Genomic DNA, 13,177 nt, shown 5'->3' with positions numbered 1-13,177 from the left:
CTCCTTTTATGCTGAGGTTAATTTCTTATGGAGGTAAGTACCAAGCTTACGCGCTCCAAAGTTGAAAATCAAAATGAAGATCAACAAGACTGCAGCCGATCCAGCAGATACTTCAATCGCATCCGGAATGGTTCCTTCACTATTGACCTTCCAAATGTGGACCGCTAGTGTTTCTGCTTGACGGAAAATAGAGATCGGACTGGTGACACTAAAGAGGTTCCAGTTGCTCCAATCCAAGGCTGGGGCAGACTGACCAGCAGTATAAATCAAGGCCGCTGCTTCCCCAAAGATCCGCCCAGAAGCTAGTACGACACCCGTAATAATACTTGGCAAGGCTTCAGGTACCACCACGTGAATCACGGTTTCCCAACGAGAAATTCCAAGCGCAAGGCCGGCTTCCCTTTGTGTATGGTGGACATTTTGCAAACTATCTTCAATGTTTCGTGTCATCTGTGGCAGGTTAAAGACCGTCAAGGCCAAGGCTCCAGAAATAATTGAGAAGCCATATTGGAACTGCACTACAAAGACCAAATAACCAAAGAGACCGACTACAACCGATGGTAGAGAAGACAAGATTTCAATACAGGTCCGAACCAAATTGGTCAATGGACCCTTCTTGGCATACTCTGATAAGTAGATCCCTGCCCCTAATGAAAGTGGGAAGGAAATAATCAAGGTAATGACTAAGAGAAAGAAGGAATTATAGAGCTGAATCCCAATCCCACCACCTGCTTGGTAAGAAGAGGATTTGCTGGTCAAGAAGTTCCAAGACACATGTGGCAACCCTCTAACCAGGATATAGAGAATCAAAGAAGCAAGAATAGTGACAATAATTCCAGCAATTGCATAGAGAACCCCTGTCGCTATCTTATCTATTTTTTTAGCGTGCATAGTTCTTCTTACCTCTTTCTTTCGTGATCAATTTGATAACGCTGTTGAATGCCAAACTCATCAGCAAGAGCACCAAGGCAAGTGACCAGAGAACGTTGTTGTTAACAGTTCCCATAACCGTATTTCCGATACCCATGGTCAAAATAGAGGTCAAGGTGGAAGCTGGAGTTGTTAAAGAATTTGGAACAACCGCTGAGTTTCCGACCACCATCTGAATAGCCAAGGCTTCACCGAAGGCACGGGCCATTCCAAAGACAACTGCTGTAAAAATACCTGAGCGAGCCGCCTTTAAGGTGACATGCCAAATCGTTTGCCAACGAGTCGCTCCCATAGCCATACTCGCTTCCCGATAGTGACGAGGCACTGCCCGTAAGCTGTCTGTTGTCATAAAGGTCACAGTTGGAAGAATCATGACAAAGAGGACAAAGACCCCTGACAAGATCCCAAATCCTGTCCCACCAAAGATGGAACGGACAAATGGAACCACCACTTGCAAACCAATAAATCCATATACAACAGAAGGAATCCCTACCAACAATTCAATGGCTGGTTGTAAGAGACGAGCTCCCTTAGGAGAAACTTCTGTCATAAAGACTGCCGCACCAATGGCAAAAGGTGTCGCCACCAAGGCAGACAAAAGGGTTACAATGAAGGAACCCAAGATCATTGGCAAAGCCCCAAATTCTTTCCCTGATGGATTCCATGTGGATCCGAAAAGGAAACTAAAGACATTGACCTTGTTGACAAAGAAGGTCGATAATCCCTTTTGGGCTACAAAAATCAAAATCAAAGCTACGACAAAGACGATTAAACTCATACAGCAGAAAGTAATGGTTTTACCAAATTTTTCCAACCGAGAATTATTGGACTTTGCGAGCATTTTTTTTGCTACTTCGTTCATGTTTTACCTAATTCTTCTTATTTCTTCGTAATGTTACCGTCAAGATCACGGCTGACTTTCATATCATTGATTGGGATATAGCCCATCTTACCAACGATTTCCTGCTGGACCTCATCTGTCATCATGTAATTCAAGAATTTCTTGGCCAATTTACTTGGCTCTCCCTTGGTATACATATGTTCGTAAGACCAGATTGGCCAGTTATTGTTCACCACGTTTTCCTTAGTTGGTTCATAGCCATTTAACTTCATGGTTTTAACACTATCATCCACGTAGGTAAAGGCCAAATAAGAAATGGCACCTGGAGTCTGGGAAACAATGTTTTTCACCATTCCATTGGAATCTTGTTCCTGAGCCTGTTTTGGGTCTTTCCCATTCATGATGATGTCATCAAATACAGCACGGCTACCAGATCCTACAGCCCGGTTCACAATGGTAATTTCCAGGTCCTCACCACCCAATTGCTTCCAGTTGGTATATTCACCAGTAAAAATCTTACGCAATTGTTCGGTTGTCAAATCGTCAACAGAAATATTCTTATTGGCAATGATGGCTGTTCCCGCTACTGCCACTTGATGGTCTACTAAGCTAGAAGCATCGATGCCATCTTTTTCCTCTGCAAAGAGGTCACTATTTCCAATGTCGACAGCTCCTGATTGGACCTGAGACAGACCTGTACCAGATCCTCCCCCTTGGACATTGACAATCTTACCGGGATGTTCTTCAATATAACGATCTACTACCCCTTCAACTAACGGTTGTAGAGCTGTCGATCCAACAGCTGTAATCGCTTCTCCACGGTCAATCCAAGAAGCACAGGCAGATAGAGAAACTGCAAGTGCTACTGTTGCTAGCCCAAGGACTAGCTTTTTGCATTTATTCAATGTAAGTCTCCTTGAATCATAATCAAATATCGTTTAAATTTTATCTCTAAACACTTGGTCATCTTCTAGTATTCTAGCAAGAATCACTCTATTTCCACTATAACATAGAAAGACCGCATTTCCTAATAATTTATCTAAATCTCAAGCCTTTTGGAAAGAAATTTTTCAAGGTCCGTCCCGTTACTTTAGCAAAGCCTAAACCATTGCCTCCAGCTAAGACCTGATACCATCCATTAGTATAGTCCTGCTCCAGTTGAATGGTCTCCCCAGCTGCGTACTTGATGAAGTCTTGATCCGATAAGCTGACCGCTTTCTTCACTTGATCTGGCTTCAGAGCTAAGCCCAAAGCAAAGCTAGGTTCAAAGCGATTTTTCTTAAAGGTTCCAAGATGCAAGCCATTACGAGCAATCTTGACCTTTTTTAAATCAGGAAGTCCAACCGGCAAGAGATAAAGCTGATCTCCAAAACATTGGTAGAGGCCCTCCAAGTCCATGGCCAAGCAGTCCTTGGCAAAAGTTTGCCACAACTTTTTCTGCTCAGCCGTTAGATTGGAACGACCTTCCTTGATCTTCTTGACTTCAGGCTCTCCCTGATAAAGGAATTTGGCTACAAATTGCCCTTCCCCTTTGAAACGATGGGGATACATACGGGCTGTTTCAGGATGTCCGATCCCTTCTACCATGCCATTAATTTTTTCAATCTGTAGCAATTCCAGCTCATATTCGTCTAAGAGCCAAGAGACAATTTCTTCGTTCTCTTCTGGTGCCCAGGTACAAGTCGAATAAACTAGTTGCCCTCCTGGTGCCAGCATCTTGAGGGCATCTGTTAAGATTTCTCTCTGGAGACCAGCACATTGGGCTGGATAATCAGGATGCCAATAGTCCATAGCATCTGGCTGCTTTCGAAACATTCCTTCACCAGAACATGGTGCGTCCAAAACAATCAAATCAAAATAGGCTGGAAAAACCTTAGCCAAGCGATCAGCTGATTCATTGGTCACCACGACATTACGGGCTCCAAAACGTTCGACATTCTCAACCAGAATCTTGGAGCGGCCCTTGTGGATTTCATTGGAAACGAGGAGTCCTTGATTGTCTAAATAAGAGAGCAAGTGGGTCGTCTTGCCACCCGGTGCTGCCGCAAGATCCAAGACCTTCATACCTGGTTTTGGATGGGCTACTTGGGCCACCATTTGGGCAGCCGGTTCTTGCGAATAGACCAGTCCAGTGACATGGGCAATCGATTTTCCCGACACCTTGCCATAGTAACTCCAAGGCATGCCTGGAATAGGGTCATCGCCACTGATTTGCTCCGCCTTTAATGGATTAGTTCGATAGGCAGATACGGCCGACTCGTCAAAGGTTTGAAAGAAGGCCTCAGCCTCCTCTCCAAGTAGTTGATCATATTTTTCTTTAAATCCTTGAGGAAAGGTCATGCGTGTGTTCCTTTCGTCAAAAAAGGCTGAATCTCATCTAGCTTACAGGTTGGGATCATCATGATGGGCTCCAAAGTCTCATAGTTAGGCTCTTTCCCTTCTAGAGTCAAAACAGAGTAACCTAGGCACTCGCCCATGATGGCTGCTGCTGCATAGTCCCATGGCCAAATATAGCTAAAGTAGCCTAAAATACCACCAGATAAAATCTTGGTAAAGCTGATACCAGCACTCCCATAAACCCGAATTCCTAAGCATTCTGCCCCCAGATCCGCCATGCCCCAAGCGTTGGATTTGAGCATGCCAACATTGGAAGCCACTAATAAATCACTAAGGGGACGATTTTGAAAGGGTTGCAGTTCTTGCTCATTGCAAAAGACCCCAAAATCCTTTCCACCAAAAAAGAGATGATCTCGCATGACATCATAGATCAAGCCAAACTGGCCAATCCCTTCTTCAAAATAGGCGACCATAACGGCAAAGTCTTCTTTTTGGGTCACAAAATTATTGGTCCCATCAATGGGATCAATCACCCAGACCTTACCGGAACGAATAGGTGCACGAAGGTCATCCTCTTCCGCAAAAATGTGGTCTTCTGGATAGGCTTCTAAAATCTTGCCAACCAGGGTTGCTTGCACTTCTTGGTCCATTTGAGTTACCAAATCCGTGGGATTTGTTTTGACTGTAATTGCTAGCTGGTCATGCAGGTGCTCTCTAAGATAGCTTCCTGCTTCTTTGACAATGGTCTTAGCAAATTCTAATTTATTGATCAATCGAAAACCATCCTTCCCCTTTTTCTTTCGCAACTTTGGTTGCACGATAAAGTGAATAGCCGCTGACTTCTTCAAATTCTTTGCCCAGACGCTTTTCTTCGCCAATACTTGGGACAACTTTCTTAAAGGCCTTATAGGCTTCTAGGTAGATGCAGGCATCTGCCTTTTGTTCATAGGCTTGTTCAATCTGATTAAAAAAAGAAAGCACCGAAGCAAGCTCTTCAGTGCTCCACGATAAATCGAGTGGGTAACTATAATTCTTATTCATATTAATGGATCTCCGCTCTTAGTGTAGCAGATCTTAACTCTTCCTTACGATATCCTCGAGGGAGAAATGCACGGATTTCATCCTCATTAAAACCAATTTGCATCCGTTTTTTATCTAGAATAATTGGGCGACGCAAAAGACTAGGATTTTCCTCAATCAACTTGATCAAAGCAGAAATCGATAAATCCTCTACATCAACATTTAGCTTCTGAAAAATCTTAGAACGAGTTGAAATAATATCGTCTGTACCGTTCTCAGTTAGAGCTAAAATATTACGCAACTCCTCAGTTGTTAAAGGACTCGTCATAATATTGTGTTCCTTAAAAGGAACCTCATGTTTTTCTAACCAAGCCCGGGCCTTTCGACAGGATGTACAACTAGGAGACAAAAATAATGTAATCATGTTCTTCTCTTCTTTTTCTGGACACACTTAGCTAACTCTATTATACAAAATTATTCCGTGCTTGCATAGTGATTTTTTAATTTAGACAAAGAAAATTCTCCCCTTAAGGGAGAATTTCTAACAAAAATTATCTGGTCCATTGACGAGCCAGGATCTCATCCTGACGCAGTTGTTCCACAAGCGCTTCTACACTATCAAATTTGACCATTTCTCGAATCTTGTCTAACCAAAAAATCCGAATCGTATGTCCATAAATATCTTTTGAAAAATCAAAGATATTGGCTTCAAAGCGAAGTTCCGTCCCATCAAAGGTCGAGTTTTTCCCTACAGAAGCCATCCCCCGGTGACGTTCCCCTAGCACCTCTACTTCGACGACATAAACACCATCTTGAGGGAGATGGGTGCGATCGATCGGCGCCAGATTGGCTGTTGGAAAACCAATGGTACGACCTCGTGCATCCCCATGGACTACAATGCCACGACTGGATAAGGGATAACCTAAAAGATCAGCTGCTTCTTTAACCTGGCCTGATGAAATGGCCTGCCGAATACGGGTCGAGCTGATTTTTTCGCCCTGGTCTAGGACAGGTGGAACGACGATGACTTGACCCTTAAAATAGGTTCCCAAATCACTAGCTACTTTCTTGTCGCTACCAAAGCTATAATCAAAACCTGCCACTAAGACACGTGCCCGAAGTGCAGTTAGGTAGGCCGCAACGAATTCTTGGGCCGTATGAGCCGCAAAATCACTGGTAAAATCGATAAGATATAGATCATCGACTCCCAGTTCTTCCATTCGTTTAAAGCGCTCCTCTGGGTTTTGGAGGTGGAGGAGTAGTTCTGGTTGGTAACGGGCAAAAGCCAGCTTTGGGGATTCTGGAAAGGTCAAAACAGCTACTCGAAGTCCTTGCTCATCAGCAATGGTACGAGCTGTCCGAAAGAGCTCCTGATGACCTCGATGGAGACCGTCAAAATAGCCCAAGACAAGAACGGTATCTGCTTGAGCTTTTATTTCTTTTTCACTAGTTACATAACAAATGTTCATAAATTTATTGTAACACACTTTCTGTCAGAAAAACCTTGCGAGGTTTGTAAAGTTCTTCCCTTTTTTCCATAATGGCTACCAATTTCCCTTGGTAAAACGCAGCTAACTCTCTGGCTTCGCTCTCAACTGGAATAAAGCGTCCCACTTGGACTTCGCCAACCTCTTGGGCTGTCAGCTCTACTTTTTCCAAATCCCCAGTTCCAATCTCAAGTGGATGAAGGAAGCTCAAATCTCCTTGCCCTACTTTTTCAGCCACTTCTTCCAGGGTCAGGGCATCATCCAGTGACAAACCGGCAGCACTGGTTCGGGTCAGATGGGACATATGGGCTGCATAGCCTAGCTTTTGGCCCAAATCCACCGACAAGGTCCGGATATAGGTCCCCTTGCTGCATTTGACCCGGAAGCGAAAACGGGCTAGTCCTTCCTCGTAGCTAATCTCACCGATGCGCGTAAAGTCATAAATCGTCACCTGTCGGACAGGGCGTTCCACTACTTCTCCTGCCCGCGCATATTCATAGAGCTTACGTCCGTTGACCTTGACTGCTGAGTACATAGGCGGTATCTGCTCCATTTCTCCCACCATCTGGGCAATCATGCGGTCCACCTCTGTTGCATCTAAAGGGGCTTCCACTGGGGTCCGCTCTACGACTTCCCCACTAGCATCCTCGGTCGTTGTAGAATATCCCAAAGTGATTTCCCCCTCGTAGACCTTACCCTCATCCTGCATAAACTCTACCATGCGAGTCGCCTTCCCTACAGCAATGGGTAAAACGCCCACAACATCTGGATCCAAGGTCCCACCATGGCCAATCTTCTTAGTCCCTAATATCTTACGCAGTTTAAAAACCGCATCATGCGAGGTCATCCCTGCTTCTTTTTTTAAGTTGATAATACCGTTCATGTGTTGCTTTCTAGTTTCACTTTTTCTCATGTAGTAAATAAGTAATTATTATTTCTTTAAAATACCAGTAAAAACCAAAATAATGAATAATAGTATAAGCAAAACTGAAAATGAAATAAGCTTCATTTAATGCTTTAACTATATTTCTGTTATTTCATATTTCCCATGTAACCGAATTTAATTTATCAAAACTCAATTCATTTTATCTCGAACCCCTACCATGATATCTGTATATAAAACATCATTTATCTTACTTGAAATATAAAATATGGGTGTAGATTCTTCTAAGTCATTGTCAATCAATAAATTGGTTAAACCGTATATAGCCTTATCAAAGTTAACTGCTTCCTCCCCAGTAACTCTAGTTCCTACCATTCTAGGAACTAAAAAATAACTGTTATAAGCAGTCCCTTCAAGTAATTCATTCTCTCCTAAATAATCCTCATGAACGGGAAGATAGACTGTTATATTGTATGTCCCATCATCCAACTCTCCGATATGAGGACATGAGTAAAAGGGATTGCTTTTTGGGGTATACCCAGCCGCTACGGCTGTTTGAACCATATCTTGAAAGGCTACTGCAATTTCATCACCAGCAATGTTGTAATCGATACTTAAGACATTACTCATCATTAATGATTGATTCATACCATATGTAATTTCTGCCATTTTACTTCTCCACTGGGATAATCAAATCTACAAACAAATCATCATAAACAGGTATCAAGACCAGATACAACTTATCTTGTAATTCCCAACCGTGCTCTCTGATGTAATCCTTCATCTCGTAGATGGACTGGTCCAAACCATCTTCAAAAGGTACACGTTTACTGATACCCTCAATACTTAAACTAGCTTGATACCTTAGTTGGCTCGTTGAGTTTGTTTCAGAAATGACAGGTATATAAATGGTAACGTCCTGTTCTTCTTCGTCAAATTGAGTTGGAGTCATTTCAAAAATGGTCGGACCATCTTTATAGATGCCATTGGTGTAGGGTAAGAGTTCTGTGTGGACAAACAACTCTAATAACTCTTCTCCACGAATATAGACCTGGTCTGTCATCAAATGTTCCATATGAATCTGGATTTCTTTAGTCATGTTTCTTTTCCTTTTTAAATCTATTTTTATCAAATTCTTTATTTTGAATCAAATCCGAAGAAACTTCTATATGCTTAATTGGTCTTGTTTCCTCAATATCATGACGGTGTTGGTATGCGTAGATAATATAAAACCAAGTTGCGTACAGAAATTGTCCAAAAACCATTAAGAGTAAAGATACTCCCCAGCCCATTAAAAAATCATAACCAAACACTCCCACTAAAATAAAGCAAGTGCTTAAAATTAAAGGTGGCCCCATCACATAGTTAAGCATAATTTTCCCAGCCTTCTCCGAAATAATTTCTTCAGAGTCCAAGTCAACCAAACAGCTCATGACGATAATAATTACAAGGGCATAGATAAGGGGGAGAGATAACTTTAGAACAATAAAGTTATGGTCCCCACTCAAACTACTAAATCCAATAATAGTATAAACATGACCAGTCAAATACATGAGATAGGTTCCAAAACTGGTCAAAATCCCTCGCTTTAGATCCAGTAAAAATACTAAATTTAAAACCCAAACAACAATCCCTGCAATAAGCAGTCCTTGATATAAGTCCTCATTTTTTAGAACCTCTAACCCTCCTGCCATAAACATAAAAAAGGCTATAGGATATAAAATAAAAATCCCATTTAATACACCCCACAGAGGAACGGGGCCTTTTATTTTGCTTTGTTAAAATTCAAACGTTTTTTTAATTCGTTCCAATATCATTTAAACCATCCTCTCATGCCTTTAATCAGGATAGTGACACCTTTTTAAGATTCCTTTTAATGTAGCATCAATAACAAATCTATAGGTAAATACCCTACTATTCACCTCTATCTCTCCAATTCTTTATGATAGTATAAATAAAATGTATCAGTATTGCTACTAAAAATGAGAATAAAGGGCGTAATGATACCAAACTGATACCCACAACAAAGAAGGCTGATAAAAAATAAATGATAAACGCCTCTAACTTAGAAGGTTTTCTAGCCTCTGGAAGCATATCTAAATGTTCCTTCGTTAGAGCTGAACGATCACTGAATTGATAAAAGTAACGATATCTTGCAGATAAAGAATCAATATCTAAAAAGTCATATCCCCTAATATATTTAACTACATATAACATCAGTAAATTGTCAATTTCGTCAATATTTTCAGTATAGAGAGAAAAGTTTCTCTTTCCAGCAATTGCAATGTTACTTGCAGCATAAACGGCAATCGGAATGCCATCTTTTGTGACAGGTAAAATATCTCCTTTACTACCTGAACCTACACGCGTCATTTCATAGTTGTTTAAATTGAATTGAAAAACTCCATGCCAGTATGCTTGTTCCCATAAATGTTCAAATCTTTCTTCTTCAAAATAAATCAAATCCTTATTTAACCCTCTTGCGACTATTCTTTTCTTTTTAGAAATGTATTCTGATGCTTTCAAGACAAGAATTTCTACATCTTTTGCATAGAGACGATAACCTTCCTCTTCTTGAACGATTTCAATTCTTTCAGTCCAATGTTCATCATCAGGTAATTTTGACTCAAGGATAAATCCTTCTGAGTTTCCACGTAATTTTAATTGTATTTCCATGTTTTACCCCCCCATTAATAAGCCCAATCCAAATGGTCCTAGTTTCATTTTTGCCTCTGCTTTTTAGTATCTGGACAATGATTAACAATCATGACAGACTCCACACCTTCTCTCACCCGAACAACACTCCCAATCGGTAAAATGGAAACTTTTAATAGCTCAAAGCTTGATATTAAAAATGTATAATCTCTTAATCTGCCCCCATTTTTTTCAAATTATATTTGGACATATTTTCCATGGCAGATTGAAAGTCTCCTTTTAAACCCCACTTGCATCCCCCGTCGTGGTAGAAAAGCCCAAAGTGGTTTCTCCTTCATAGATTTTGCCTTCATCTTGCATAAATTCGACCATCTGGATCGCTTTTCCAACTGCAATCGGAAGCACTCCCACCACATCAGGATCCAGCGTTCCCCCATGACCGATCTTCTTGGTTCCTAGGATTTTTCGCGGTTTAAAGACCACATCATGTGAAGTCATCCCTGCTTCTTTTTTTACATTGATAATTCCGTCTATCTGATTTGCTCTTTCTAGCTCATGTGTGATCACCCTAGTCACCGACCCTTTATTATACCATGAAACGAGACTTCTTGTCTCTGTTCCCTCTTCCCATGAGCTTCAAAAAAATCCCGTAGCAGATTTCAGACTTTTTAAAATGGGTTTGATACAATAGAAAACGAAAGAAGGTGTAACATATGTTAATGTATGATGTTATTGTTATTGGATTTGGTAAAGCTGGTAAAACACTCGCAGCGAAATTATCAAGCCAAGGAAAAAAAGTTGCTCTGATTGAAAAGAGCAAGTCTATGTATGGTGGTACTTGTATCAATATCGCTTGTATTCCAACTAAGACCTTGATCGTCGCAGCGGAAAAAGGCTTGGATTTTGAACAAGCTATGAGCGAAAAAAATGCAGTCACTACTCGTCTCAATGGCAAGAACTACGCAACCATTGCTGGAACTGGTGTAGACATAATCGATGCGACTGCTCGTTTCCTTTCCAACAAGGTCATTGAAATTCAAGCTGGAGATGAAAAGGAAGAATTGACAGCTGAAACCATTATTATTAATACTGGAGCTGTGCCAACTATTCTTCCAATCCCAGGATTGGCTGAAAGTAAATTTGCTGTTGATTCAACCGGTATTCAACGTTTGGAAAACCTACCAAAACGCCTGGGCGTCCTTGGTGGTGGACCAATCGGATTGGAATTTGCCCACCTCTACAATACCTTGGGCAGCCAAGTAACAGTATTGGATGCTGCGGACACGTTCTTGCCACGGATCGAGCCAAGCATCGCAGCTCTTGCCAAAGGCTACCTGGAAGAAGATGGCATTCAATTCTTGCAAGGCGTTCATACCCAAGAAATCAAAGATGGCCAAAACAGCTTAACCGTTGTAACGGATAAGGGAGAATTTGAGTTTGATATCCTTCTCTACGCAACAGGACGGAAACCAAACACAGCTGGACTTGGTCTTGAAAACACAGACATCCAAGTCACTGATCGTGGAGCGATCCAAGTTAACCGTCATTTGGAAACCAGCGTCCCTGGTGTCTTTGCAGTTGGGGATGTCAATGGTGGTCCTCAATTCACCTATATGTCACTCGATGACTTCCGCATTGTCTTCAACTACCTTACAGGCGATGGTAGCTACAATCTCGAAACTCGTAGAAATTATGCGACAACACTCTTTATTGCTCCTCCACTTGCCCAAGTCGGCTTGACCGAGCAAGAAGCACGCGACAAAGGACTTCCAGTTGCTGTTAAAGAATTACCTGTTGCTGCCATGCCTCGTGGACATGTTAATGCAGATCTTCGAGGTGCCTTCAAAGCCGTGGTCAACCCAGAAACCAAAGAAATCCTTGGAGCGACTCTCTTTGGAGAAGCTGCAGGCGAACTTATCAACTTGATCACCATGGCCATGGACAACAAGATCCCTTATACTTACATCGCAAAACAAATCTTTACCCACCCAACCATGGCAGAAAACCTAAACGATCTCTTTGCGATTTAACTAACATAAAAAAGAGGCTGGGACAAAAGTCCTAGCCTCTCAATTATTTTTGGATTGTCGAGCAAGACGCAGTGGTTGAGTGGGCTCTACTGCGCTGACTTCATCAGCTTTTACAGCCCTACTCAACTGTGCGGAGGTGGGACGACGAAATCGAATTCTAACGAATTACCGATTTCTGTCCCACTCTCTTTTTTAGTTTAAGAATTCACAGACAGCCTCTTGAAATGCTTTATTTTCTTCATAAAGAGCATGCCCAGAATGCTTTAGAATAAGGAGCTGACAACCCGAAATCGCTTTTGCCAGTTCCTTGGAGTCGTTCACACCGATCACATCATCTTCAAGCGCACCAAGGACCAAGGTCGGACATTGAATTTCTTTTAAGACCTTAAGGCTATTATGTTCCAAGCAAGACTGAGACTGAATGGCAATTCGTTTCTCATCTTTCATTCGTCCCAAGCGCCCCATAATGTTATAAAGAAACCGCCACTTTTGATAGCTCTTTTGCGTATAGGAATGCTTTGCAATATCCAGCATGAGATGCTTAAAATTTCCAGATTGACTAAGTTTTTGCCAATGCTCAATTCGTTCTCTAGCAAGTTGACTAGGTTTTGCAGTGGTCACGGCTAAGATGAGCTTTTGAACCTTTTCAGGGAAATCCGCCACCAACCATTGGGCAATCATTCCACCTTGTGAAATCCCCATGACATAGGCGGTATCTAGGTTTAGTGTCTCCATTGCTTCTGCTACATCTGTTGCCATATCTCGCGTCGTATAGCCCTGTCTCAGCTCATTGATTCGAGAATAAACATAGATTTTATAGCGTTTAGCAAGTAAACGATAAGAGAGGGAAAAGAGCTGGGCCTTTCCTTTAACGGTCTGAAGCCCATCCCCCAAGCCTGGTATGATCACTAATGGTTGCTTACCTTTACCAAATGTCACATAGTCCATGGTTTTCCCATTCATGGACAAGGTAGCGTTCTTAGCTGAATACAAA

Annotated in this window: 16 protein-coding genes and 1 pseudogene; 1 reads left to right on the top strand and 16 read right to left on the bottom strand. The window is 41.8% G+C overall.

The window, feature by feature from the left end:
* Positions 1–6: 6 nt before the first annotated feature.
* The 15 genes and pseudogenes from pstA to truB (H8S88_RS04920) form a co-directional block, all read right to left on the bottom strand.
* The gene (gene pstA, locus H8S88_RS04985; RefSeq protein ID WP_236128062.1) at positions 7–891 is read right to left on the bottom strand and encodes a phosphate ABC transporter permease PstA; all 885 of its coding nucleotides are present in this window, start codon (positions 889–891) and stop codon (positions 7–9) included.
* Positions 881–1,792 (bottom strand): phosphate ABC transporter permease subunit PstC, encoded by a 912-nt coding sequence (pstC, locus tag H8S88_RS04980; RefSeq protein ID WP_048717261.1) that lies wholly within the window; start codon positions 1,790–1,792, stop codon positions 881–883. Before pstC ends, pstA begins: the two co-directional genes overlap by 11 nt.
* 17 nt (positions 1,793–1,809) lie before the next feature.
* The gene (locus H8S88_RS04975) at positions 1,810–2,676 is read right to left on the bottom strand and encodes a phosphate ABC transporter substrate-binding protein PstS family protein (protein ID WP_236128061.1); all 867 of its coding nucleotides are present in this window, start codon (positions 2,674–2,676) and stop codon (positions 1,810–1,812) included.
* A gap of 130 nt (positions 2,677–2,806) precedes the next feature.
* Complete coding sequence (locus H8S88_RS04970) at positions 2,807–4,111, bottom strand: RsmF rRNA methyltransferase first C-terminal domain-containing protein (protein WP_236128060.1); 1,305 nt, start codon at positions 4,109–4,111, stop codon at positions 2,807–2,809.
* Positions 4,108–4,881: an inositol monophosphatase family protein gene (locus tag H8S88_RS04965; protein ID WP_236128059.1), complete on the bottom strand. Its 774-nt coding sequence runs from the start codon at positions 4,879–4,881 to the stop codon at positions 4,108–4,110. The genes H8S88_RS04970 and H8S88_RS04965 overlap by 4 nt, the downstream gene beginning before the upstream one ends.
* Positions 4,871–5,149 carry a UPF0223 family protein gene (locus tag H8S88_RS04960; RefSeq protein WP_236128058.1) on the bottom strand — a complete coding sequence of 93 codons (279 nt, stop codon included), beginning with the start codon at positions 5,147–5,149 and terminating at the stop codon, positions 4,871–4,873. The genes H8S88_RS04965 and H8S88_RS04960 overlap by 11 nt, the downstream gene beginning before the upstream one ends.
* A 1-nt stretch (position 5,150) precedes the next feature.
* The gene (locus tag H8S88_RS04955) at positions 5,151–5,552 is read right to left on the bottom strand and encodes a Spx/MgsR family RNA polymerase-binding regulatory protein (protein ID WP_040803090.1); all 402 of its coding nucleotides are present in this window, start codon (positions 5,550–5,552) and stop codon (positions 5,151–5,153) included.
* Positions 5,553–5,679: 127 nt separating this feature from the next.
* On the bottom strand, positions 5,680–6,597 hold the full coding sequence (locus H8S88_RS04950) for a bifunctional riboflavin kinase/FAD synthetase (RefSeq protein ID WP_236128057.1): 918 nt from the start codon (positions 6,595–6,597) through the stop codon (positions 5,680–5,682).
* A 4-nt stretch (positions 6,598–6,601) separates the two neighbouring features.
* Positions 6,602–7,498 carry a tRNA pseudouridine(55) synthase TruB gene (truB, locus tag H8S88_RS04945; RefSeq protein ID WP_236128056.1) on the bottom strand — a complete coding sequence of 299 codons (897 nt, stop codon included), beginning with the start codon at positions 7,496–7,498 and terminating at the stop codon, positions 6,602–6,604.
* Positions 7,499–7,690: 192 nt separating this feature from the next.
* Positions 7,691–8,167, bottom strand: coding sequence for a DUF5085 family protein (locus H8S88_RS04940; protein WP_236128055.1), 477 nt, complete (start codon positions 8,165–8,167; stop codon positions 7,691–7,693).
* Between the two features lies 1 nt (position 8,168).
* A complete protein-coding gene (locus H8S88_RS04935; protein WP_236128054.1) occupies positions 8,169–8,597 on the bottom strand; it encodes a hypothetical protein in 429 nt (142 codons plus the stop codon).
* Positions 8,590–9,198, bottom strand: coding sequence for a hypothetical protein (locus tag H8S88_RS04930; RefSeq protein ID WP_236128053.1), 609 nt, complete (start codon positions 9,196–9,198; stop codon positions 8,590–8,592). The genes H8S88_RS04935 and H8S88_RS04930 overlap by 8 nt, the downstream gene beginning before the upstream one ends.
* A 214-nt stretch (positions 9,199–9,412) precedes the next feature.
* A complete protein-coding gene (locus tag H8S88_RS04925) occupies positions 9,413–10,174 on the bottom strand; it encodes a hypothetical protein (RefSeq protein ID WP_236128052.1) in 762 nt (253 codons plus the stop codon).
* Between the two features lie 44 nt (positions 10,175–10,218).
* Entirely contained in the window at positions 10,219–10,278 is a 60-nt protein-coding gene (locus H8S88_RS09900) for a hypothetical protein (RefSeq protein WP_329605525.1), read from the bottom strand.
* Positions 10,279–10,438: 160 nt separating this feature from the next.
* Positions 10,439–10,687: pseudogene (truB, locus tag H8S88_RS04920) on the bottom strand (tRNA pseudouridine(55) synthase TruB); the annotation flags it as partial.
* Positions 10,688–10,866: 179 nt separating this feature from the next.
* On the opposite strand from truB (H8S88_RS04920), the gene H8S88_RS04915 reads away from it, so the two are divergent.
* On the top strand, positions 10,867–12,183 hold the full coding sequence (locus tag H8S88_RS04915; protein ID WP_236128051.1) for an FAD-containing oxidoreductase: 1,317 nt from the start codon (positions 10,867–10,869) through the stop codon (positions 12,181–12,183).
* Between the two features lie 192 nt (positions 12,184–12,375).
* Here H8S88_RS04915 and H8S88_RS04910 read toward each other — a convergent pair whose 3' ends face one another.
* Positions 12,376–13,176, bottom strand: coding sequence for an alpha/beta fold hydrolase (locus H8S88_RS04910; protein ID WP_443032520.1), 801 nt, complete (start codon positions 13,174–13,176; stop codon positions 12,376–12,378).
* Position 13,177 lies beyond the last annotated feature (1 nt).

Source organism: Streptococcus sp. GS001 (assembly GCF_021595565.1).
Classification (GTDB): domain Bacteria; phylum Bacillota; class Bacilli; order Lactobacillales; family Streptococcaceae; genus Streptococcus; species Streptococcus xiaochunlingii.
This window is presented reverse-complemented; position numbering and strand designations above follow the sequence as displayed.

Coding starts and splice junctions, on each gene's coding strand:
- truB (WP_236128056.1), bottom strand. CDS start 7,498: ATGAACGGTATTATCAACTTAAAAAAAGAAGCAGGGATGACCTCGCAT.
- H8S88_RS04940 (WP_236128055.1), bottom strand. CDS start 8,167: ATGGCAGAAATTACATATGGTATGAATCAATCATTAATGATGAGTAAT.
- H8S88_RS04915 (WP_236128051.1), top strand. CDS start 10,867: ATGTTAATGTATGATGTTATTGTTATTGGATTTGGTAAAGCTGGTAAA.
- pstA (WP_236128062.1), bottom strand. CDS start 891: ATGCACGCTAAAAAAATAGATAAGATAGCGACAGGGGTTCTCTATGCA.
- H8S88_RS04960 (WP_236128058.1), bottom strand. CDS start 5,149: ATGAATAAGAATTATAGTTACCCACTCGATTTATCGTGGAGCACTGAA.
- H8S88_RS04950 (WP_236128057.1), bottom strand. CDS start 6,597: ATGAACATTTGTTATGTAACTAGTGAAAAAGAAATAAAAGCTCAAGCA.
- pstC (WP_048717261.1), bottom strand. CDS start 1,792: ATGAACGAAGTAGCAAAAAAAATGCTCGCAAAGTCCAATAATTCTCGG.
- H8S88_RS04955 (WP_040803090.1), bottom strand. CDS start 5,552: ATGATTACATTATTTTTGTCTCCTAGTTGTACATCCTGTCGAAAGGCC.
- H8S88_RS04930 (WP_236128053.1), bottom strand. CDS start 9,198: ATGTTTATGGCAGGAGGGTTAGAGGTTCTAAAAAATGAGGACTTATAT.
- H8S88_RS04935 (WP_236128054.1), bottom strand. CDS start 8,597: ATGACTAAAGAAATCCAGATTCATATGGAACATTTGATGACAGACCAG.
- H8S88_RS04925 (WP_236128052.1), bottom strand. CDS start 10,174: ATGGAAATACAATTAAAATTACGTGGAAACTCAGAAGGATTTATCCTT.
- H8S88_RS04970 (WP_236128060.1), bottom strand. CDS start 4,111: ATGACCTTTCCTCAAGGATTTAAAGAAAAATATGATCAACTACTTGGA.